Source organism: Natronococcus roseus, assembly GCF_043677095.1.
GTDB classification, from domain to species: domain Archaea; phylum Halobacteriota; class Halobacteria; order Halobacteriales; family Natrialbaceae; genus Natronococcus; species Natronococcus roseus.
Genome location: NZ_JBHLJR010000003.1, coordinates 82,988 through 102,568, shown reverse-complemented (window position 1 = coordinate 102,568; position 19,581 = coordinate 82,988). Strand labels below are relative to the sequence as shown.

At 67.3% G+C, this 19,581-nt stretch carries 21 protein-coding genes; 11 read left to right on the top strand and 10 right to left on the bottom strand.

What is annotated here, in order from left to right; translation table 11 throughout:
* Positions 1 to 93: 93 nt before the first annotated feature.
* The 3 genes from ACFEMD_RS08465 to ACFEMD_RS08455 all read left to right on the top strand — a co-directional run bounded on the left by ACFEMD_RS08465 (position 94) and on the right by ACFEMD_RS08455 (position 4,125).
* Positions 94 to 1,905: a hypothetical protein gene (locus ACFEMD_RS08465; protein ID WP_394740599.1), complete on the top strand. Its 1,812-nt coding sequence runs from the start codon at positions 94 to 96 to the stop codon at positions 1,903 to 1,905.
* Between the two features lie 178 nt (positions 1,906 to 2,083).
* Complete coding sequence (locus ACFEMD_RS08460) at positions 2,084 to 2,341, top strand: hypothetical protein (RefSeq protein ID WP_005554509.1); 258 nt, start codon at positions 2,084 to 2,086, stop codon at positions 2,339 to 2,341.
* Positions 2,342 to 2,448: 107 nt separating this feature from the next.
* A complete protein-coding gene (locus ACFEMD_RS08455; protein WP_394740598.1) occupies positions 2,449 to 4,125 on the top strand; it encodes an aldehyde ferredoxin oxidoreductase family protein in 1,677 nt (558 codons plus the stop codon).
* Between the two features lie 15 nt (positions 4,126 to 4,140).
* On the opposite strand, the gene ACFEMD_RS08450 is transcribed toward ACFEMD_RS08455, so the two are convergent.
* Positions 4,141 to 5,313 (bottom strand): MFS transporter, encoded by a 1,173-nt coding sequence (locus ACFEMD_RS08450; protein WP_394740597.1) that lies wholly within the window; start codon positions 5,311 to 5,313, stop codon positions 4,141 to 4,143.
* Between the two features lie 139 nt (positions 5,314 to 5,452).
* Between ACFEMD_RS08450 and ACFEMD_RS08445 the strand changes: the two genes are divergently transcribed.
* From ACFEMD_RS08445 to ACFEMD_RS08435, 3 genes are read left to right on the top strand one after another with little or no spacing between them, the layout of a single operon-like run.
* Positions 5,453 to 6,814 carry an ethanolamine ammonia-lyase subunit EutB gene (locus ACFEMD_RS08445; protein ID WP_394740596.1) on the top strand — a complete coding sequence of 454 codons (1,362 nt, stop codon included), beginning with the start codon at positions 5,453 to 5,455 and terminating at the stop codon, positions 6,812 to 6,814.
* A 2-nt stretch (positions 6,815 to 6,816) separates the two neighbouring features.
* Positions 6,817 to 7,635 (top strand): ethanolamine ammonia-lyase subunit EutC, encoded by an 819-nt coding sequence (gene eutC, locus ACFEMD_RS08440; protein WP_394740595.1) that lies wholly within the window; start codon positions 6,817 to 6,819, stop codon positions 7,633 to 7,635.
* 6 nt (positions 7,636 to 7,641) lie between these two features.
* Positions 7,642 to 9,090 carry an ethanolamine ammonia-lyase reactivating factor EutA gene (locus ACFEMD_RS08435; RefSeq protein ID WP_394740594.1) on the top strand — a complete coding sequence of 483 codons (1,449 nt, stop codon included), beginning with the start codon at positions 7,642 to 7,644 and terminating at the stop codon, positions 9,088 to 9,090.
* 5 nt (positions 9,091 to 9,095) lie between these two features.
* Here ACFEMD_RS08435 and ACFEMD_RS08430 read toward each other — a convergent pair whose 3' ends face one another.
* The 3 genes from ACFEMD_RS08430 to ACFEMD_RS08420 form a co-directional block, all read right to left on the bottom strand.
* Positions 9,096 to 9,434, bottom strand: a complete 339-nt coding sequence (locus ACFEMD_RS08430; protein ID WP_394740593.1) for a hypothetical protein — start codon at positions 9,432 to 9,434, stop codon at positions 9,096 to 9,098.
* A 65-nt stretch (positions 9,435 to 9,499) separates the two neighbouring features.
* Positions 9,500 to 10,501 (bottom strand): M48 family metalloprotease, encoded by a 1,002-nt coding sequence (locus ACFEMD_RS08425; RefSeq protein ID WP_394740592.1) that lies wholly within the window; start codon positions 10,499 to 10,501, stop codon positions 9,500 to 9,502.
* 455 nt (positions 10,502 to 10,956) lie between these two features.
* Positions 10,957 to 12,093, bottom strand: coding sequence for a thiolase family protein (locus tag ACFEMD_RS08420; RefSeq protein WP_394740591.1), 1,137 nt, complete (start codon positions 12,091 to 12,093; stop codon positions 10,957 to 10,959).
* 147 nt (positions 12,094 to 12,240) lie between these two features.
* Here ACFEMD_RS08420 and ACFEMD_RS08415 point away from each other — a divergent pair, with 147 nt between their 5' ends.
* Positions 12,241 to 12,909, top strand: coding sequence for a DUF5806 family protein (locus tag ACFEMD_RS08415; protein WP_394740590.1), 669 nt, complete (start codon positions 12,241 to 12,243; stop codon positions 12,907 to 12,909).
* Positions 12,910 to 12,913: 4 nt separating this feature from the next.
* Here ACFEMD_RS08415 and ACFEMD_RS08410 read toward each other — a convergent pair whose 3' ends face one another.
* Both ACFEMD_RS08410 and ACFEMD_RS08405 read right to left on the bottom strand, forming a co-directional pair.
* Positions 12,914 to 13,414, bottom strand: coding sequence for a DUF7529 family protein (locus ACFEMD_RS08410; RefSeq protein WP_394740589.1), 501 nt, complete (start codon positions 13,412 to 13,414; stop codon positions 12,914 to 12,916).
* 166 nt (positions 13,415 to 13,580) lie between these two features.
* Entirely contained in the window at positions 13,581 to 14,276 is a 696-nt protein-coding gene (locus ACFEMD_RS08405) for a lipoyl protein ligase domain-containing protein (protein WP_394740588.1), read from the bottom strand.
* 58 nt (positions 14,277 to 14,334) lie between these two features.
* Between ACFEMD_RS08405 and ACFEMD_RS08400 the strand changes: the two genes are divergently transcribed.
* Positions 14,335 to 15,255, top strand: coding sequence for a hypothetical protein (locus tag ACFEMD_RS08400; protein WP_394740587.1), 921 nt, complete (start codon positions 14,335 to 14,337; stop codon positions 15,253 to 15,255).
* A gap of 142 nt (positions 15,256 to 15,397) precedes the next feature.
* Here ACFEMD_RS08400 and ACFEMD_RS08395 read toward each other — a convergent pair whose 3' ends face one another.
* Positions 15,398 to 15,850: a DUF4385 domain-containing protein gene (locus ACFEMD_RS08395; protein WP_394741046.1), complete on the bottom strand. Its 453-nt coding sequence runs from the start codon at positions 15,848 to 15,850 to the stop codon at positions 15,398 to 15,400.
* A 124-nt stretch (positions 15,851 to 15,974) separates the two neighbouring features.
* On the opposite strand from ACFEMD_RS08395, the gene ACFEMD_RS08390 reads away from it, so the two are divergent.
* On the top strand, positions 15,975 to 16,193 hold the full coding sequence (locus ACFEMD_RS08390) for a hypothetical protein (protein WP_394740586.1): 219 nt from the start codon (positions 15,975 to 15,977) through the stop codon (positions 16,191 to 16,193).
* Between the two features lie 26 nt (positions 16,194 to 16,219).
* The gene (locus ACFEMD_RS08385; RefSeq protein ID WP_394740585.1) at positions 16,220 to 16,705 is read left to right on the top strand and encodes a PaaI family thioesterase; all 486 of its coding nucleotides are present in this window, start codon (positions 16,220 to 16,222) and stop codon (positions 16,703 to 16,705) included.
* Here the strand turns inward: ACFEMD_RS08385 and ACFEMD_RS08380 are convergent.
* The 3 genes from ACFEMD_RS08380 to ACFEMD_RS08370 all read right to left on the bottom strand — a co-directional run bounded on the left by ACFEMD_RS08380 (position 16,702) and on the right by ACFEMD_RS08370 (position 17,841).
* Positions 16,702 to 16,863 carry a hypothetical protein gene (locus ACFEMD_RS08380; protein ID WP_394740584.1) on the bottom strand — a complete coding sequence of 54 codons (162 nt, stop codon included), beginning with the start codon at positions 16,861 to 16,863 and terminating at the stop codon, positions 16,702 to 16,704. The two genes, ACFEMD_RS08385 and ACFEMD_RS08380, sit on opposite strands and share 4 nt — an antisense overlap.
* A 59-nt stretch (positions 16,864 to 16,922) precedes the next feature.
* Positions 16,923 to 17,162, bottom strand: a complete 240-nt coding sequence (locus ACFEMD_RS08375; protein ID WP_394740583.1) for a hypothetical protein — start codon at positions 17,160 to 17,162, stop codon at positions 16,923 to 16,925.
* A 100-nt stretch (positions 17,163 to 17,262) separates the two neighbouring features.
* Entirely contained in the window at positions 17,263 to 17,841 is a 579-nt protein-coding gene (locus ACFEMD_RS08370; RefSeq protein WP_394740582.1) for a cysteine hydrolase family protein, read from the bottom strand.
* Between the two features lie 86 nt (positions 17,842 to 17,927).
* On the opposite strand from ACFEMD_RS08370, the gene ACFEMD_RS08365 reads away from it, so the two are divergent.
* Positions 17,928 to 19,568, top strand: a complete 1,641-nt coding sequence (locus tag ACFEMD_RS08365; RefSeq protein ID WP_394740581.1) for an Hvo_1808 family surface protein — start codon at positions 17,928 to 17,930, stop codon at positions 19,566 to 19,568.
* Positions 19,569 to 19,581 lie beyond the last annotated feature (13 nt).

The window sequence follows — 19,581 nt, the reverse complement described above, 5'->3', positions numbered from 1 at the left end:
GGATCCGACGAGCTAAACACGGGGGAGCTCCGAACTTCTGCCCAGAGGACGCGTATCGAGAGCCAATCAGCGGGCGGTCACTACGAGAGTCACATGGATCTAAACCGGCGCGAGTTCAGTACGGCTGCGGGGGTATCACTTTCGGCTATCCTGGCGGGCTGTAGCGCCATCGAGGACGACGAGGACGACGAATCGGACAACGAGTCGGCCAGAGACGGCGACGGACCGGAGGAGTGGGACGACGCCGACGACGGTGACGATGCCGACGATGCCGACGACGAAGAGGCCGAGGACGAACAGGACCAGTACGAGGACCAGTCGGTCGAGGGCGAGGTCATCATTTCCGGCGCCGCCAGCGACTCCCTCGAGGCCCTGCGTCACACCTTTACCTGGGCGAACGAGCCGCCGAGCGACGAGTGCAACGTCCACGTCGAACTCGAGAACGTCGGCGACGAGGAGCTCACCGTCGACATGGAGGCGCGGGTCTACGACGAGGACGGCGACGAACTCGCGAGCATCCACTTCGCCGACGAGCCGAGCCCCGAACCGGGCGAGAGCGCCGTCTACTCGTTCCCGCTGAGCAACTGCGAGGGAACGGCGTCGTACGAACTCGAGATCGGCGATCCGGGCGAGGAGTCCTACGAGCCCGAAGAGGAGGACGACGATGCTGGTGAGCCGGACGATGACGAGGATCCAGTTGATGACGACGACGATCCGATTGACGATGACGACGAACCGGTTGACGACGATGACGACGAGGATCCAGTTGACGACGACGATGCCGAGGATCCAGCTGACGATGATGACGATGAGCCGGTTGACGACGATGACGATGACGACGAGCCGGTTGACGATGATGACGACGAGCCGGTTGACGACGATGACGACGAGCCGGTTGACGACGATGACGAGGATCCAGTTGACGACGACGATGACGACGAGCCGGTTGACGACGATGACGACGAGCCGGTTGACGACGATGACGAGGATCCAGTTGACGACGACGATGACGACGAGCCGGTTGACGACGATGACGACGAGCCGGTTGACGACGATGACGAGGATCCAGTTGACGACGACGATGACGACGAGCCGATCGATGACGGCGAATCAGCCGACGACGATGATGATCCGGCTGACGACGAAAACGGAGATGACGACGATGACACCGACGAGGAGGACGATTCGGGAAATGATGGAGGGGCGGACGACGATGAGGGCGTAGACGACGAAGACGAGGACGAAGAGGCCGACGAAGACGAGGAGGACACCGACGAGGAGGACGAAGAGGGAAATGAGGACGAGGCGGACGACGGTGAAGGCGTAGACGACGAAGACGAGGAGGACGAAGAGGGAAATGACGAAGGCGGCGAGGAAGAGGATGACGACGACGTAGGTGACGAAAATGGAGAAGACGACGAAGACGGCGAGGAGGACGAAGAGGGAAATGATGACGACGCGGACGACGAGGATGATGACGACGAGGGAAATGATGACGACGCGGACGACGAGGATGATGACGACGGCACGGATGACGATGAGGACGAGATAGACGACGAGGACGACGCGGATGACGAGAACGGTGAGGATGACACAGTGGTCAACGGGGACGACGATAACGAGACGATCACTAACGGTGACGACGGCGGCCCGGAAAACGAAACCGCTGGCGATGAACCCGATCAGAACGTCTCCGCTAACGAGACCGACGACGTGGCTCCCAACGAAACCAGTGACGACGGGGTCCTCGAGAACGAGGATAACGACACTGCGAACGAGTCCAACGGGACTGCCGACGGGGTGACGCCGAATGCGTCCGACGACGGCCGCGACGAGAACGCCTCGGGCCCGACCAACGCCTCAAACAACTCGAGCAGTGGGTTCGGTACCGGCCTCTTTAGCTAATTCGCCCGAATCGTATCTATACAGTTGACTGTATTGTTACCGAATATTAGGGTAGAGGACGGCTGAGAGGACTGTTTCACTGACGGTTACTTCGAAGAGGGAATCTGACCCCGAGCTAGTATTATAATTGCAACTACTAGTACACAAGAATTATGTTTCACTCGAATCTGAACAGAACATGGTCCCACACGGAACCTCCCTCGGCGTGACCGCCGAGACCCTCCACCTCGGAACGACGATCAGATACCACTACCGGAACGGCAGCGCGCTCGCGACCGTCGTCGAACGGACGCCCGAACGGGTGACCTTCGTCGGCGACGACTGCGACGGCACGTTCACGCACGACCAGATCGATCGCCTGTTCGCGACGGATCGCCTGCAGGTCGTTCTGGACGACGAGCTACACCTCCCCGACGGCACCTCGCTGGAACGGTAGATGCCTCCTCCGCGATCGAAGCCGCGCCTCGATATCGGTACAGCCGCCCGTCCCTCCGCGAACGAGAACCGAACTGTTTTGTGGTGATCGATGATACCCTACGCAGTATGAAACACGTTCACGGACCGCTGTGCTCGATCGATCTCGAGGAGCGTTCCTCGACGATCGAGGACGTCGACGACGACCTCGAGTCGTTCATCGGCGGGCGCGCGCTCGCGACGAAACTCGCCCACGATCGGGTCCCCTTCGACGCCGACCCTCTCGGCGCCGACAACCGGCTCTACCTCGCGACGGGGCCGCTTCAGCACTCCCAGATGAGCTTCACGGGGCGGATGTCGGCGACCGCCGTCTCGCCGCTCACCGGCGGATTGCTCTCCTCGAACGCCGGTGGCTTCCTCTCGCGGAACTTCACGGGCACCGGCTACAGCGCCGTCGAGGTCACCGGCGCCAGCGACGAGCTCGTGATCGTCCACGTCACCGACGAGGGTGTGGAGTTCGAGGACGTACCGGAGCTCGAGGAGGCGAAAGTCTCCGAGACCTGCGAGTACATCGAGGACGAGCACGGCCTCGAGTCCGACCACACCGTCGTCGTCGGCCCCGGCGGCGAGAACGAGGTTCGGTTCGCCTCGATCATGACCTCCGAGGAGCGAGCCTTCGGTCGCGGCGGACTGGGTGCCGTCCTGGGATCGAAGAACGTCAAGGCGATGACGTTCGACGGCGACTCGACCCACGAGGTCGAGATTCCCCCAATCCAGATGGAGGTCCACGGCGAGGCCGCCCAGTCGGATCACATCATGAAGCGACAGGGGACCTCCTCCATGACGGAGTTCGCGAACACCGTCGAAGCGCTGCCGACGCGGTACTTCTCGGAGCTCTCCTTCGAGGGCGCCGAGGGCGTCAGCGGCGACCGCGTCGAGGAGAAGAAGTACAAGAAGGGGACCTGTTCGGCGTGTGCGTTCGCCTGCAAGCTCCCCACCAGAGACGAGGAGTCGGGTCTCGAGACCGAGGGACCGGAGTACGAGACCGTGATGGCGTTCGGACCGAACTCCGGGGTCGACGACATCGTCGACGTCATGCAGTCGAACAAGCTCTGTGACGAGTACGGACTGGACACGATCTCCTGTGGGGATACGATCGCCGCGTACCTCGCGAGCGAGGACGAGTTCGGCAACGTCGACCTGATCCACGACCTCGTCGAGAAGATCGCCCATCGCGAGGGCGTCGGCGACGACCTCGCGGAGGGGATCGACCGCGTCCACGAGGACCTCGGCGTCGAGAACTGGTCGGTCAAGGGTCTCGAGTTCCCCGCCCACGACGGCCGGACGCTGAACGGGCAGGGGCTCGCCTTCGCCACCTCGAACCGCGGCGCCGACCACATGTACGCCGAGTTCTACCCCTACGAGTACCCGCTGGTCGACTCCGAGAAGGCCTTCGAGAAGGAGGGCCTCGACGACAAGCCGCCGAAGGTGATCGAGCTCGAGAACGTCAACGCGATCAAGGACAGCGCCGTCCTCTGTAAGTTCTCGCGGGACTTCGTCGACGAGGATCGACTTTCGACCCTGCTCGACGCCGACTACGAGGACTTACTGGAGGTCGGCGGCCGGGTCGTCGCGCTCGAGCGCCACTTCAACAACCAGCGCGGCTTCGACCGGGACGACGACAGCCTACCCTACGAGCTGCCGGACTTCGACGCCGCACTCGACGAGTACTACGCAGAACGGGGCTGGAACGACGACGGGACGGTCGCCGACGACCAGCTGAGTGCCCCACCCGCAGACGACTGAGCCTCATTTCTGCTATCAGGTGGCGGCGTCGACGGTCGGCGCCTCCGGCGTTCCCGTCCAGAGCCACGTCGCCGCGATCGTCGACGAGAGCAGTACCGCAAAGCCGATTACGAGCCAGATCGCCCGGCTCAGCCCGTACGCCTCGGCCAGGACGCCGACGACGGCCGGCGAGATTGCGATTCCCACGTACGTTGCCCCGGTCGTGAGGGCGTTGATCGGGCCGCTGTACTCGGGTGCCGCCTCGACGGCGTAGGCCGACAGCGCGGGGAAGCAACTCGAGAGCCCGGCGCCGGCGACGAAGACGGCCGCGAAGAGGACGGGACCGGTGATCCCGGAGAACGCGATCGCGAAGGCCGGGATCGCCGGAACGGTCGCGACCAGCATGAGCAGGAGGTATGGGACTCGATCCACGAGCAGCGTGTAGCCCGTCCGGGCGGGGATGTACGCGAGCAGGTACGTCGACAGCAGCAGGCTGGCCGTTCCAGTCCCGTAGAACCCCTCGGCGTAGTAGACGAGCCACGTGAAGACGATCCCCTCGACGGCGCCGGTAAACAGGATTCCGACGGTGGCGCCGACGACGGCGGGTCGGCCGAGCAGCGCGCGGAGCGCGTCGATCGAGATCGACCGTTCGGCCTCCATCGAGGGAAGTTCGGTCCGGGCGGCGACGACCGCGACCGGAACGAAGAGTGCCGCGAGAACGAGGAAGACGGCGCGCCAGTCCGCGACCGCGAGGACGCCGGTGACCAGCTGCGGTCCGAGCACGGCGCCGACGGCCCAGGCGAGCGCGTAGGCGATGTACACCCGCCCGCGGTTGGCCGAGTGGATGTGGCTCAGGGCCGCTCGATCGACGCCGCGGAACACGCCCGCGGCGCCGCCCTGAGCGAGCAACGCGAGCAGGAAGACGGCGTAGACGGGCGCGGCTGCCATCGCGACCAGGGCACAGATCACGCCCGCGGCGCCCGCGAACAGTGCCCACCGCATTCGGAGCCGCCCCGCGAGCAGTCCCGTCGCGACGGCGGCGACGGCGAAGCCCGCGGTTCCGGCCGGCGCCACCAGCCCGAGCTCGGCCTCCGAAACCGCGAACGTCGCTTCCAGACTCGAGAGGATCGGCCCCCTCGCCTGCAACGCCATCGCGTCCCCGAGGACGAACAGAAAGATCGCGACCGTCCAGACCGTCGCTCGTTTCATACCGGTGGTGTCGGTTCGTCGAAGAAAACCGTGGCTATCGTCGGGCGCCGAACGCGCCGTCGCTTTCATTGCAGCAAGCGTAGTTTGGTAACGTTTGACGAATGGTGAAGAGCTTCCCCGTCCTACCGTCCGACAGCAGATGGCAGTCAAAACTACGACGCCCGACGAGGGGGATCGATTCGACTCCGTCGTCGAGGTACTGGCCAAGGCGAACGAACCCAAGACCGGCGACGAGCTGGCGGGAATCGCGGCCGACTCGGACGCCGAACGGGTCGCCGCCAAGCGAGCCCTCGCAGGAATGCGACTCGAGACGCTCCGGGAGAACCCCGTCGTTCCCGCGGACGAGGACGAGGTGACGCGGGTGATCCAGGAGGCGATCCGGGAGCCGATCTACGACGAGATCAAGGACTGGACCGTCGCCGACCTGCGGGAGTACCTCGTCGCCACCGGAACGGGCGAACGCGAGATTGCGGCGATCCGACCCGGCCTGACCAGCGAGATGATCGCCGCGGTGACGAAGCTCATGTCGAACCTCGACCTGGCGCTGGTTACCTCGCGGATGGAGGTTACCGCACGCTGCAACGCGACCGTCGGCGAACGCGGCACCCTCTCGTTTCGACTGCAGCCCAACGATCCCGCCGACGACGTCTCGAACATCATCGACGCGACGCGGGAGGGGCTCTCCTACGGCGTCGGCGACGCCGTTATCGGCATCAACCCGGTTCAGGACAGCGTCGAGACCACGACGCGAATCCTTGAGGCGACCCACGAGTTCATCGAAGAGTGGGACGTGCCGACCCAGAACTGCTGTCTCTCTCACGTTACCACTCAGATGGACGCCATCCGGGAGGGCGCCCCCGCAGATCTCGTCTTCCAGAGCCTCGCCGGCACGGAGGCCGGCAACGACGAGTTCGGCGTCGACGTCGACCTGCTCGACGAGGCCCACGACCTCGCGGGACGTCGCTGTGTCTCCTCGGGACCGAACGTCATGTACTTCGAGACGGGCCAGGGCGCCGAACTGTCCGGCGACGCCCATCACGGCGTCGACCAGCTCACCCTCGAGGCGCGCTGCTACGGCCTCGCGAAGCGCTACGACCCCTTCCTGGTCAACACGGTCGTCGGCTTCATCGGTCCGGAGTACCTCTACGACGGCCGACAGGTGATCCGCGCCGGCCTCGAGGACGTGTTCATGGGCCAGCTCCACGGGATCCCGATGGGGATCGACGCCTGCTACACGAACCACATGGGGGCCGATCAGAACGATATCGAGAACCTCGCCGTCCTGCTGGCCGCGGCGGGGGCGAACTACTTTATTACCGTGCCGATGGGCGACGACGTCATGTTGAACTACCAGTCCAACAGCTACCACGACGCGGCCGCGCTCTGGGAGCTGTTCGACCTCGAGCCGGCTCCCGCCTTTCGCGACTGGCTCGACGAGATGGACCTCTGGCGCGAGGGCCGGCTCACCGAACGCGCGGGCGATCCGACGATCTTCACGTAATCATGGCCTCCGACTCGAACCCAGACTCCGATACGGACTCGCCCGAACCGACCGCCAGCCGCGACGCCGGCCGCGACGCCGACGCCGATCGCGGAGACGAGGACGTGCTCCGGCGCATCGCCGACCGCAACCCCACCAGACTCGGCGTCGGCCGATCCGGTCCGCGGCCGACCACCGACGCGTTACTCGAGTTTCGGGCCGACCACGGCGTCGCCCGCGACGCGGTCCACTCGCGGGTGAGCGACGACCTGATCGACGACCTCGGACTGATCGAACTTCGAACGACGGTCGCGGACACGGACCAGTATCTCGCCCGCCCCGACCTCGGGCGGGAACTCGACGCCGAGAGCCTCGAGCGACTCGAGCGCGACTGCGAGCGCGGCCCCGAGGTTCAGATCGTGGTCAGCGACGGGCTCTCCTCGTCCGCCGTCGAGGCGAACGTCCCGCAGCTCCTGCCGGCCTTGCTCGACGGGCTCGAGGCTCGCGGTGTCTCGGTCGGCACGCCCGTCTTCGTCGAGTTCGGTCGCGTCGACGTAATGGACGCCGTCGGCGAGGTGCTCGAAGCCGACTGCTGTGTGAACCTCATCGGCGAACGACCCGGACTCCGGACCGCCGAGAGCCTGAGTGCCTATCTGGTGTACGGCCCCGAGCGCGGCTCGGCGACGGCCAAAAAGTCGGTCGTCTCGAACATCCACGACGGCGGGCTCCCGCCGGTCGAGGCTGGCGCCGAGCTCGTCGACCTGATCGGGGAGATGCTCGACGCCGAGGCCAGCGGAGTCGACCTCCGCGAGGACGACCGCGAGTTCCGGACGGAGTCCTGACCGATCGTGAACGCCGACCCGAAGTCGCTGACGAGCGTCGGCATCGACGTCGGGACGACCACGACACACACCGTCGTCAGCCGTCTGCGGGTCGAGACGCCACCCGGCGGGGCGGCGAGTCCCGAGATCGTCGACCGCGAGATCGTCTTTCGGGGCCCGGTCCGCGAGACGCCGCTGCTCGATCGCGAAACGATCGACGTCGAGGGCGTCGCCGCGTTCATCGAACGCGACCTCGAGGCGGCCGGGCTCGAGCCCGCGGCCGTCGATACGGGCGCCGTGATCGTCACCGGCGAGACGGCGCGCCGGAAGAACGCCGAACCGCTCGTCCATCAGGTCGCCGCCGACGCGGGCCGGTTCGTGGCCGCGACGGCCGGCGCCGACCTCGAGGCGGTGCTCGCGGGTCGGGGCTCCGGTGCAGCAGCCCACGCCGCCGAAACGGGCGGAACCGTCGCCAACGTCGACGTCGGCGGCGGAACGACAAACGTCGCGATCTTCGAGGGGCGATCGGACGGCCGCAAGCGAGGCGGAAGCCGGATTCGGGAGACACGCTGTCTCGACGTCGGCGGACGACTCGTCCGGTTCGACGACGACGGACGCATCGGCTCGATCTCGCCGCCCGCCGGGGCGCTCGCCGAGGCGCTCGAGCTCCCGATCGCGGTCGGCGACGAACCCGATGGCGAACTGCTCGCTGCGCTCGCGGAGGCGATGGCCGACCGGATCGTCGACCTGCTCGAGGGGCCGCCGTTCGACCCTCTCACGCGCGAGCTGGCCATCGGCGAGCTGCCGACCGAGCCGGTCGAACTCGACGGCGTCGTCTTCAGCGGCGGCGTCGGCCTGCTCGTCGACTCGCCGCCGATCGACCCGTTCGCCCACGGCGACCTCGGAGGGCTACTCGCGGCCGCGCTCCGCGAGCACGAGCGGGTTCGATCCTGGCCCGTTCTCGAGTCCGCGGAGGATCTTCGGGCGACCGTCGTCGGCGCCGGGACGGAGTCGACGACGCTCAGCGGGCGGACGATCTCGATCGAGCCCGACCTGCTGCCGCTTCGGGACGTTCCGGTCGTCGACGTCGGCGACCTCGCGGACCTCGAGGACCGCTGTCTTCGCGACCACCTCGAGGCTGCGGTCGGGCGGCTCCGGGAGCTCCACGATCCCTCGGCCGTCGACGCCGTTGCCCTTGCGATCGCGGACGTCGGCCCGCTCGAGTACGAGCGGTTGGGCTCGGTGGCGGACGCGCTCGCGTCGGCGCTCGAGCCGTTGCCGCCCTCGCTCCCGATCGTCGTCGTGGTTCGCCAGAACTGTGCGAAGGCGCTGGGACAGCTCCTCGAGCGCCGCAGCGATCGTCCCCTCGTCGCGCTCGACGAACTCGCAGCCCGGGACGGCGATTACCTCGACGTCGGCACGCCGATCGCTGGCCACGACAGCGTTCCCGTCGTCGTCAAGACGCTCGCGTTCTGACGGCGCTACCGCTCCCGCTCGGAGTCCGACCCGGTCGGTCCCTCGAGATCGTCCGGCCCCTCCCGGTCGTCGCCCCGCGAGGGCAGCGGCGCGTCGTCAGCCCTCGAGGGGTGGATGTTGTAGTTGTGATCCTTGTAGGGGTCCTCCTCGGGATCGTAGTCGAGTTCGCTGCGCTCGAACAGGTAGATGAAAAAGCCGAAGATCGGAATCGCAAAGGTGATCGCGACCCACTTCCGCGTCGGCTCGAGACCGACGCGGCCGGAATCGTAGTAGACGAACGCGGTGATTCCGAGGTGCCAGGCGAGCGGAATGCCGATGATCGCCGCCAGCAGGATGGTGCTCATTGGATACCGTAGGGGCTCGACCGATGTAAATCGCCTGTCCGGATCGCCCTGCGGCGGCGGGCGAGCTACGCCGTCGTCGGCTCCCGTTCGTCGCCCCGATGGTGCTCGCGCTCGAGCGCTCGCAGCGACTCGAGTCTGTCGGCCGTCGGCGGATGCGTCACGAACAGCCGCCACTTGAGGCGATCGAACCACAGGTGCGAGGGCTCGGTCTCGCCGTCTGGGCCGAGCCGGACCGCTCGACTGTCCGGATCGCGCTCGAGCGGGAGGATCGACAGCGCGGAGACTCCCTCGACGGACCTGAGGTCCCGGGTCGGCGTCGCCTCGATCCGCTCGTCGAGGGTCTCGAGCGCGCTCGCGAGCGCCGCGGGCGACCCGGTTACCTCGGCGGCCGCCCGGTCGGCGGCGTGTTCGCGAACGCGAGCGAGCACGGCGGTGATCGTTCGACCGGCGATCCACGCGACGTTCGAGACGAGCGCCAGCGGGAGCACCACGACCGCGGCCATCCCGGCGTCGTTCGGATCGGGAAGGCGCGACCGCAATCCCGCCGCGAGCACCACCGGTGCCGAAACCGCCGTCATCACCGTCGCGTCCCTGTTCCGTACGTGTGCGAGTTCGTGTGCGATCACCGCTTCGAGCTCGACGTCGTCGAGCGCGTCGATTGTCCCCTCGGAGAGCACCAGGTGGATCCCGTCGCGCTGGAAGCCGACGACCAGCGCTTCGGGCGCGGGACTGTCGGAGATCGCGATCGTCGGAACGGGGACGTCGAGCTGGGAGGCGACGCGCGTCGTCGTCCGGTACAGCTCCGGCCTCTCGTCGCGATCGACCGGCGTGGCGCCCGCGAACCGCTCGACCGTCGACACCTGTAGGAACTCGAGGCCGACGAGAGAGGCCAGGAGAACGCCGCTCGCTACCGACGCGATCAGTGCCGCCCCGTCGGCCTCGAACGAGACGAGAACGAGGTAGAACGCGCCCCAGACGCCGACGACGAAGCCGATCGTGACGAGCGCGAGCAGCGCGAGCGACGCGAGCATCCGCCACCGGAGCGTTCGCCGATCCACCGCCGTCATCGACGGGTGGAAAGCGAGGACGGGGCAGAGGGCGGTAACGAGTACGGTGCGACCATACCTGCAGTAGATGGGTAAGAAAACAAATACGTTCTGGTGGTGCCGCCGACCGTCTCGGCGGCTGCTACACGATCCGCCTTCGACGAGCGCCGGGAATCGCTGTTCCTCTGCTCCGTCCGTCCGGTTCGGACGTGTAGTCTCACCTACTCGCTCACGGGTCGCCTTCGCTCCCCGTTCGCGTTCCGCGGTTCTCGCTCACTTCGTTCGCTCCGAACCGCGCTCGCTCCGAACCGCGCTCGCTCCGAACCGCGCTCGCTCCGAACCGCGCTCGCTCCGAACCGCGCCTCAGTTGACCTCGAACTCGATCGCCGCACCCTGACGCGACCACCTTTTGTCTCGGCCGCTCGCGGTGCGAGCGGCCTCGCAAAATCTGGACCAAAAGGCCTAGACTGCTCGGCTTAGTTAACCTCGAACTCGATTGCCGCACCCTGGCCGAAGCCGACACACAGCGTCGCCAGGCCGCTGCCGCCGCCGCGCTTTCCGAGTTCGTGGATCAGCGTCACCGGCAGGCGCGCGCCGGAGGCCCCCAGTGGGTGCCCGATCGCGATCGCCCCGCCGTTGACGTTGAACTTCTCGGGATCGATCCCGAGCTCGTCGCGGGAGTAGATCGACTGGCTGGCAAACGCCTCGTTGAGTTCGACGAGGTCGTACTCCTCGATGTCGCGGCCGTTTCGCTCGAGCAGCCCCTCCGTCGCGGGCACCGGACCGATCCCCATCACCGTGGGATCGACGCCGGCGACGTTGTTCTGTCCGACCTCGGCGAGGATCTCGAGATCGTGCTCCTCGGCGAAGGCCTCGCTGGTGATCAGCAGGGCGGAGGCGCCGTCGGAGATCTGGGAGGCGTTGCCCGGCGTGACGGTGCCGTCGGACTTGAAGACGGTCGGCAGCTCGGCGAGCTTTTCGGCCGTCGTTCCCGGCCGAATGCCCTCGTCTTCGTCGACGGTGCCGTCCTCGGTTTCTATGGGGACGATCTCGTCGTCGAAGCGGCCCTCCTCGGTCGCCTCCTCGGCCCGCTGCTGGCTTCTGGCGGCGTACTCGTCTTGCTCCTCGCGGCTGACGCCGTACTCCTCGGCGACCTTCTCGGCGGTCATCCCCATCTGGAGCTCGCCGATGTTGTAGTACTCGGCCATCCTCGGGTGGACGTTGTGGGTGTTCTCGCCCATCGGCACGCGGGACATGTTCTCGACGCCGCCGGCGATGATCGCGTCGCGGTTGCCCGCGGCGATCGCGTCCGACGCCGAGATCACGGCCTGCATCGAGGACGCACACCAGCGGTTGATCGTCGTCCCGGGGACGTCCTCGCCCAGCTCCGAGAGGAGGGCGATGACGCGGGCCAGGTTGTTCCCCTGCTCGCCGCGTTGCTGGGCGCAGCCCCACATCAGGTCGTCGACGTCCTCGCCGGAGAGACCGGTTTCGGCGAGGATCTCGTCGATCAGTGCGACGGAGAGGTCCTCGCTTCGTACGTCGGCGAAGACGCCGTCCTCTTTCCCCTGTGGGGTTCGTACCGCCTTGGCGACGACCGGAGTCTGTGACATACCGTATCGAACATTCCTCACGAACTTAAATTCGACAGAACTCTCGAGGACGCGAGCGGAGTTTACGATAACCCGCTTTTAATCCAGGGAGGATATCGAGGCGCCTCGAGAACAACGCTTATCCCGAGTAGCTGGCAATACGCGGCCATGAACGACGACGGTGCGGACGCCGGGCTCGAGGCCGAGGACGCCCGGATCGACGACTCCGATGGCGACGAGCGCGACCCAGCCGACACCGGCGACGCGGCAGCCGCCGACGACTCCGCCGGTGAGAACCCGATGCCGAACGTTCCCGACCCCGAACCCGAGGAGTCGGATGTCCCGGCGGACGTACAGAAGTACGCCCGCTTCAAGAAGATGGACGGCGCCCAGTACGAGCGGGTCAACGAGTTCCTGCGCGACCGAACGTACATCACCGCTCGCGAGTGGGCTATCGCGCGGCTCTGTTCTGACTTCCGGACCGAGACGGGCGTCGAGATGACCAAGATCGGCGAGAACCTGCCCGAACTGGTTCCGTTCATGACCGACACCTACACGCCCCAGGCGGTCAACCAGGCTCGAGCCTCCTTCGAGGAGAAGGTCCGCATGGCCGGCGCGACCTTCCTCTACGGCGCGATGTGTGACTTCTTCACCGCCGAGGAGCTCGACGACGTGATGTACGAGTCCACGGAGGTCGCGAAATTCCTCCTCGAGGTCGAGGGCGTCGACCTCTCGGTCGACGACGAACTCGAGGCCGAGGAACGGATTTCGACGGTGATGCGCGAGGTCCGAGAGGCGAGCGAGGAGCTTCGCGACCGGGAGACCGACGAGGAGTAACGGCCTACCCGTCGGCCCACTCGCGAACGTCCGACTCCTCGAGGAACAGCGACGGATCGTCGTGGGAGAAAATGACCCACTCGTCGGCGACCTCGGGGCGGACGTGAATATGGAGTTCTTCCTCGTGTAGCGCGCGCTCGAAGACTGCACGGGATTCCGAGAGCGCATAGGTCACCGGCACGAGGACGGCACTCTCGCTGCGCTCGTCGCGCTCGACGACCAGGGCGAACCGCTGGTCCTCGCCCTCGGCGGGTCGGTAGTACACCTCGGCGTCACCGAACGAGACGTCGTCGCTGCCGACGAGGTCCGCGACGCGGTCGTAGGCCGATTCTGCGATCGTGACGTCGAGCCCCGTGCGGTCGCTTTGTTCGACCGGTGTCACATCGATCGGCTCGAGGACGACCGCGTCCCAGCCGTTCTCGCGGTACTCGGCGGCGATCTCGCCGGCGTCGGCGATCAGCTCCTCCCACTCGGGGGTCGCGGTCGGGTTCGGCCCGTCGTTCATCGCGAATCCTCCGGACGTCGGGTAGCCATACTCGAGTTCCCCACTGCCGACCGGAAAAGCGTTGTCACCGCTCGAGCCGGTGCTGGCCGTGCCTCGAAGCCGCGACGACCCTCTCCGTCTCGTGGATCCCCTCCACCGACGGGTCGAACGGACGATCGCGAGAGCGCTACCCCGAGAGCTCGACGACGTCCCACTCGCGGTCGCCGGTGAGCCGGTTCTCGAGCGCCCGCGCGATCCGTTCGGGTTCGCTCGGCCCCCCCGCGGCCGCCACGCTGCCGACGCTCTCGGGATCGAGGGGCACCTCGAGCGTGCCGTAAACCTCCTCGAGGAGCGTCGCCAGTTCCTCGCGGTTGCCGACCACGAGAATCCCCGAGACCAGCGCCGCGTCCTGGCGGACCCGCTGGGCGATGCCGGCGACCTTCCGAACCCCGTTCTCGTCCGCCGTCGACAGCGAGTGGGCGCCCGGACAGAACGAGTCGTCGGGTTCGCCGCGCTCGAGGTCGACGTCGAGCTCCTCGAGCGCGTTCGCCACGTCCGCCGTCAGCAGCTCGTAGCGCTCGTCGGTGCCGCGCCGAAAGTCCGCGATCGGCTCGGCGCGGGCGAACGCCAGCGTCGTCTCGCCGTCGTAGGCGACCGCCCGTCCGCCCACGCTGCGCTCGATCGGGGCGAACTCCCGCTCGCGGGCGACCTCGCGGGCCCGATCGTACCCCTCGAGTCGGCTATCCCGGCGGCCGAAGGCGACCTGCCGATGGGGCGTCCAGACCCGCACGGCTGACTCGCCGTCCGCGGCGACCTCGAGCAGGCGCTCGCTCGCCTCGCGGTCGGCTTCGATCGTCCCCGCTCGGCCCCGGAACACGCGCATGTCCCGGCGTTCGGGTCGATGGGTCTAAACGCTCCCGCTCCCGACTCGCAGGCGACAGATGGCCGTCACCCTCCCCGACGCGCTGCTCGCCCGCTACAAGCGGTTCTCGCTGTACAACTCGCCGTACCGCGCCCACGACGGCGGCTGTGCGGTCGATCTGTACCCCGGCACCCTGCGGGACGGTCGGACGACCGCCGCACCCAGTCCCGTCTCCGGCATCGTCCGCGAGACCCGCACCGTTCGCGCGCCGCCGAAGCCGTACGCCCCCGAACACGACCACCTGATCGTGATCGACTGCGACGGCCCCGACGAACTCGAGGGACTGAGCGCCCGTATCCTCCACGTCGAGCCGTCCGTCTCGAGCGGAGACCGTGTCGCGGTCGGGGAGTCGCTTGGCACCCTGGTTCGCGCCGGCTTCTTCGCACCCTGGGTCGACAACCACCTCCACGTCGGCTTCCGAGAGCCGGATCAGAACCCGTACCGGGCGTCGGGCTCGCTTCCGCTCGAGCCCGGCGTCGAGATCGAACCCCTCGCCTGGGACGGCACCGGTAACGTCGTCGCGGCGGACGAGACCTACGCCGTACTGGACGCGCCGAGACACCCCGATCCCGGCTCGAGGTTCGTCGGCGTCGCGGCCGACGGCGCTGCGTCGAGCGGCGAGCGAAGAGATCCGGCCTCTCGACGCGCCGGCGGCGTCCTCGACGGCGGCCTCCCCCACTACGACGGCGGCGGCCTGCTCGGGCTCGAGGAGCCGTCGTCGGGAGCCGTCTCCCTGAACGGTGACCGTCTCGGCGTCCTCGGCGGGCGAACGATCGACTGGGACGACGTGGTCGTCCTCGCGAACGGCGAGCCGATCACGGGATTGTCCCTGTTCTGCGCCCGCGACGCCGAGTTCGGCGCGAAGCTGATCTGTCCGGAGGTGGACCTCGAGGTCGGCGACCGCGTCGCCGTCGCCGTCCGCTCCGAATTAGGTCCGTAGCGATCGGTTCGCCCATCGACGCGGCGGGCTCAGACGGTTCGTCCGTCCCCTCGTCGACGGTCCTCCTCTCTTCGAGTTCATGCTCGACCTTGGTGCATCCCCTCGCGAACCGACTCGGCAGAGGCGGGCTGCGGTCGGGAGGCTATCGCTCGCGGTGGCGCTCCTTCGCCTCCCGGTAGAACTCGTCCTCGCGAACGCGCTCCCAGTACTCCTCGAAGACCAGCGCGGCCTCGCGTTTGTCCTCGTCGGCCCACCGCTCGGGCTCGAGCTCCTCCCCATCTTCGCCGTACTTCGTCCCGCCGGGGTACTTCGCGTAGCGCATCGCCCGCGTGTACCCCATCCGGAGGTACTTCCGGGCCATGTCCATCCCCGGGAACTCGTCGTCCCCGCGGTACTCCTCGTAGCGTTCGTAGATCGCCTCCGCGGACTCTCGAGCGCTCTCCTCGTCTTTGTACGACCACAGCGGCAGCAGTTCGCTCTTGTAGGGTTCGACCTTGAAGACGCCCTCCTCGCCGCGGCCGATCTCGTACTTCTCCGGATACACACGGAAGTCCGTGTCGTACTCGGGACCGTCGGAGTCGTCAGGCACGGTGATCACCACCGCACGTTTTCGTCATCACCGCGGCCGAGCAACGCGAGGTCGCGGCTTTTTTTGGTCCAGATTTTTTGCGTGATGGGTGAGGGACCGTAGGGAACGAACCCGAACGGAAAAAAGGTGGTTGCAAGACGCCCTCCTCGCCGCGACCGATCTCGTACTCGTCGGGATTCTCGCGGAAGTCGACGTCGTACTCTGGGCCGTCGTCCTCGTCGCCGGAGCCGTCAGCCACGCGGACCACCGCCGGGTCGTTCGCTCGAGCGGTCGTTCACATCCTCGAGACGCCCTCGAGCCGGATGAACGCTCACCCTGCACCCGGAGAACCCGCGAAGCGCAGGCGTAAAGAGCGTCGCACGTGCACGAGGTGACATGACCGACGAGCCACCGAACTCGGCCGCGGAGATCGACGACCTCGCCCGGTTCCTCCAGAACTACATCGACGAGAACCACGAGTTCCTCTCCTGGATCGGCACCAGCGTCGAGGACGTCGACAACGGGACGATGACGCTGTCGATCCCCTACGACGAGAAGCTGACCAACATCCGACCGAACGCGGGTCCGGACCAGCGCCCCGACATCCACGGCGGGATCGCCGCGACGCTGATCGACACCGTCGGCGGCTTCGCGATCCAGACCCAGCTCGAGGAGCCGCTCTCGACGGGCGTCGCGACGATCAACCTGAACGTCAACTACCTCCGCCCGGCGACGGGCGACCTCGAGGCGACAGCGGAGGTCGTCCGCGCGGGGTCGACCGTGGGGGTCAGCGAGGTCACCGTCGAGAGCACGACCCCCGACGGCGAAACGAAGGCCGTCGCGACCGGGCAGGGCTCGTACCGCATCTTCCGGGACGATTAGGGCGGCGAGCCGTCGGACCGTTCGGCGTCTCGCGCGTTCTCGTCGCCTCGCCCGCGGTCGTTCGCCAGGATCCGAAGGTGGAGGTAACAGCCGACGGCCGCGACGAACAGGAAGTAGCCGTAGATTGCGGTCTCGAGGTGGGCGGGAACCGGCTCCATACGTCCCCGTCGTCGCTCGAGCGAGGTACGAGTCCGGCTGTACGGATTGTCGCTTTATCTCAGTCCGTGCTGACCATCCAGTACCGAACGCTGAGATAGACGATCACGAGGCCGAACGTCGCGGCGTACAGCGTCGATCCGGTGGTGGCTGCGGCGATGAGCGCGACCGCGTTGAGCGCGATCCCGCCGGCGTACAGCAACTGGAGGTTGCGGCGCTTCATCCGGAGCACCTCTGGGGGGTGACGATCGCGGTCGGCGTCGCCGCTCCGGGTCGGTCGATCGCTTGCGTCCTGACGCATCGCCGAAAAACGGTCATACTGGATCGTTCGAAGGAGAGACCAAAAGCGCTCTCCTCGAGCCGTCGTCCGGCGACGGCTCACGGTTCGGTGCGGGAGCCACCTATGCGGCGTCGAACTCGAGGGCGTCGCGCTCGACGACCTCCCCGAACAGCCACTCGGCGTGTTCCAGGGCGTACTCGCGGTGGTCGGGCTCGATACAGCCGATGCAGTCTTCGACCATGATCGGGCGGAAATCCCGCAGGCCGGCGCTGCCGCCGGTGTGGAGCACACAGACGTTGGCGAGCGTGCCACAGATGATCAGGTCCCGGATCCCTCGGGCCGAGAGCCAGCCCTCGAGTTCGGTGTTGTAGAAGGCGTCGTAGGTGTGCTTTTCGACGACGTGGTCGCCCTCGCGGACCTCGAGGTCGTCGACGAGTTCGGCGTCCCAGGAGTCCTCGAGGACGTGTTCGCCCCACTGGTCGAACTCGTCGTAGTAGTAGCTCTCCTCGAACTGCTCGGGCGGGTGGACGTCCCGCGTATAGATCACCTGCGCGTCGGCCTCGCGGGCCCGCTCGACGAGATCGGCGATCGGTTCGATCGCCTCCTCGCTCCCCGGGGCGTACAGCGACCCCTCGGGGTGACAGAAGGCGTTTTGCATGTCGACCGCCACGACGGCGGTGGTCGCTGGATCGAGGTGCATACGCGAGCGTAGGCGATCGACCAACTAAACGTTCGCCCGACCGTCGGTCTTTTTATCCGCCCTCGCTTACGGGTTCGTATCCTGAAATGAACTCGAGGCGAACGCGGACGGCCGCCGTCCTCCTCGCGGTGTCGGCGCTGCTGTTGGTTGCGGCCGTCGGCGGTGCGGTCCCCGGAGCGCTCTCGCTCGGACCGATCGGCGAGACGACGGAGGCCGACCGAGCGGACGATCCGACGACCGACGGAACCGTCGGCTACGTCGAGGGCTACTGGTACGACGACGAACTCGCAGTCGACGACGATGACGGTGCGGTCGTCGAGGACGACGAACTCGAGGCGGTCGTCTACCGGTCGATGGCCCGCGTCGAGGAGATTCGGGGACTGACGTTCGAGGACGACGTTCCCGTCGAAGTCATCTCCCGCGAGGAGTTCGAGGCGGACAACGACGACCTCTTCGCCGACACAGCGGGCGACGAGCGGATCCAGCTGAACGTCAACGCCGAGGCGCTGTTCGCCGTCGACCGCGAGACCGACGCGACCGAGGCCCAGGAGGCGCTGTACGGCGGCACCGTCGGCGGCTACTACGAGCCCGCGACGGATCAGGTCGTGCTCGTCTCCGACAGCGCCGAGACGCCGGAGGTCGACGAGGCCATCCTCGGTCACGAGCTCCTCCACGCCCTGCAGGACCAGCAGTTCGACCTCTCGAGTTACGACCGCGAGACGGTCGACCAGGACAACGCCAAGAACGGACTGATCGAGGGCGACGCCGTCTGGGTCGAAACCGCGTACGAACAGCGCTGCGGCGAGGAGTGGGACTGCCTCGAGCCGGGCGACGCCACGAGCGATCCGCCCGACGTGAACTGGGTGCTGTACGCGGCGATCTTCCAGCCCTACAGCGACGGTCCCGACTACGTCGACCACCTGCGCGAGCAGCGCGAGGACTGGGACGCCGTCGACGCGGCCTACGACGAGCCGCCGGCCAGCACCTCCGAGGTGATCCGCCCGGGTGAGGACCGCGAGCCCGCCGATATCGACGTCGAGGACCGATCGAACGAGAGCTGGAGCCAGCTCGAGATCGACGGCGAGCCCGCGACCGAGACGTACGGCGAGGCGGGGCTGGTCTCGATGTTCGCCGGCGACGCCCACGACTCGGACGAGCCGTCGGTGATCGGCCCCGACGCGTTCTTCGAGGCGGATCTCGGCGGGTACGACTACGACCAGCTCTACACCGACGGCTGGGCCGGCGACGAACTCGTCACCTACGTCGCCGACGACGCCGAGACCGACGACCCGGCCGCGGCCGCCGATCGGGCCGGCTACGTCTGGGAGACCGAGTGGACCTCGAGCGAGGAGGCCGAACAGTTCCTCGCGGGCTACGAGCAGCAACTCGAGCTACAGGACGCCGAGGCCGTCGACGACCGTCAGGACACGTACGTGATCGACGACTCGTACCCGGGCGCCTACTACGTCGATCACGACGGCGAGACGGTGACGATCGTCAACGCGCCCGCCGTCGAGGAGCTCGCGGCCGTCGACGACGGCGCCGCACCCGAGGGTGAGGATACGATCGAGATCGACGACGCTCCGGAGCCCGAGGCGGACGACGGTGCCGAGGCGGACGGCGACGAGGACGACTCGATCCCCGGCTTCGGCGCCCCCGACGCGGTCGTCGCGGCGGCAATCGTCGTCGCGGTCGCGACTGTCGCTCGAGTCCGCTCGGGTCGGTAGTTCGCGGCTGAGT

Excerpts from the sequence above, each read along its gene's own strand:
- ACFEMD_RS08465 (WP_394740599.1), top strand. The coding sequence starts at position 94 with ATGGATCTAAACCGGCGCGAGTTCAGTACGGCTGCGGGGGTATCACTT.
- ACFEMD_RS08460 (WP_005554509.1), top strand. The coding sequence starts at position 2,084 with ATGGTCCCACACGGAACCTCCCTCGGCGTGACCGCCGAGACCCTCCAC.
- ACFEMD_RS08455 (WP_394740598.1), top strand. The coding sequence starts at position 2,449 with ATGAAACACGTTCACGGACCGCTGTGCTCGATCGATCTCGAGGAGCGT.
- ACFEMD_RS08450 (WP_394740597.1), bottom strand. The coding sequence starts at position 5,313 with ATGAAACGAGCGACGGTCTGGACGGTCGCGATCTTTCTGTTCGTCCTC.
- ACFEMD_RS08445 (WP_394740596.1), top strand. The coding sequence starts at position 5,453 with ATGGCAGTCAAAACTACGACGCCCGACGAGGGGGATCGATTCGACTCC.
- eutC (WP_394740595.1), top strand. The coding sequence starts at position 6,817 with ATGGCCTCCGACTCGAACCCAGACTCCGATACGGACTCGCCCGAACCG.
- ACFEMD_RS08430 (WP_394740593.1), bottom strand. The coding sequence starts at position 9,434 with ATGAGCACCATCCTGCTGGCGGCGATCATCGGCATTCCGCTCGCCTGG.
- ACFEMD_RS08425 (WP_394740592.1), bottom strand. The coding sequence starts at position 10,501 with ATGACGGCGGTGGATCGGCGAACGCTCCGGTGGCGGATGCTCGCGTCG.
- ACFEMD_RS08420 (WP_394740591.1), bottom strand. The coding sequence starts at position 12,093 with ATGTCACAGACTCCGGTCGTCGCCAAGGCGGTACGAACCCCACAGGGG.
- ACFEMD_RS08415 (WP_394740590.1), top strand. The coding sequence starts at position 12,241 with ATGAACGACGACGGTGCGGACGCCGGGCTCGAGGCCGAGGACGCCCGG.
- ACFEMD_RS08410 (WP_394740589.1), bottom strand. The coding sequence starts at position 13,414 with ATGAACGACGGGCCGAACCCGACCGCGACCCCCGAGTGGGAGGAGCTG.
- ACFEMD_RS08405 (WP_394740588.1), bottom strand. The coding sequence starts at position 14,276 with ATGCGCGTGTTCCGGGGCCGAGCGGGGACGATCGAAGCCGACCGCGAG.
- ACFEMD_RS08400 (WP_394740587.1), top strand. The coding sequence starts at position 14,335 with ATGGCCGTCACCCTCCCCGACGCGCTGCTCGCCCGCTACAAGCGGTTC.
- ACFEMD_RS08385 (WP_394740585.1), top strand. The coding sequence starts at position 16,220 with ATGACCGACGAGCCACCGAACTCGGCCGCGGAGATCGACGACCTCGCC.
- ACFEMD_RS08380 (WP_394740584.1), bottom strand. The coding sequence starts at position 16,863 with ATGGAGCCGGTTCCCGCCCACCTCGAGACCGCAATCTACGGCTACTTC.
- ACFEMD_RS08375 (WP_394740583.1), bottom strand. The coding sequence starts at position 17,162 with ATGCGTCAGGACGCAAGCGATCGACCGACCCGGAGCGGCGACGCCGAC.
- ACFEMD_RS08370 (WP_394740582.1), bottom strand. The coding sequence starts at position 17,841 with ATGCACCTCGATCCAGCGACCACCGCCGTCGTGGCGGTCGACATGCAA.
- ACFEMD_RS08365 (WP_394740581.1), top strand. The coding sequence starts at position 17,928 with ATGAACTCGAGGCGAACGCGGACGGCCGCCGTCCTCCTCGCGGTGTCG.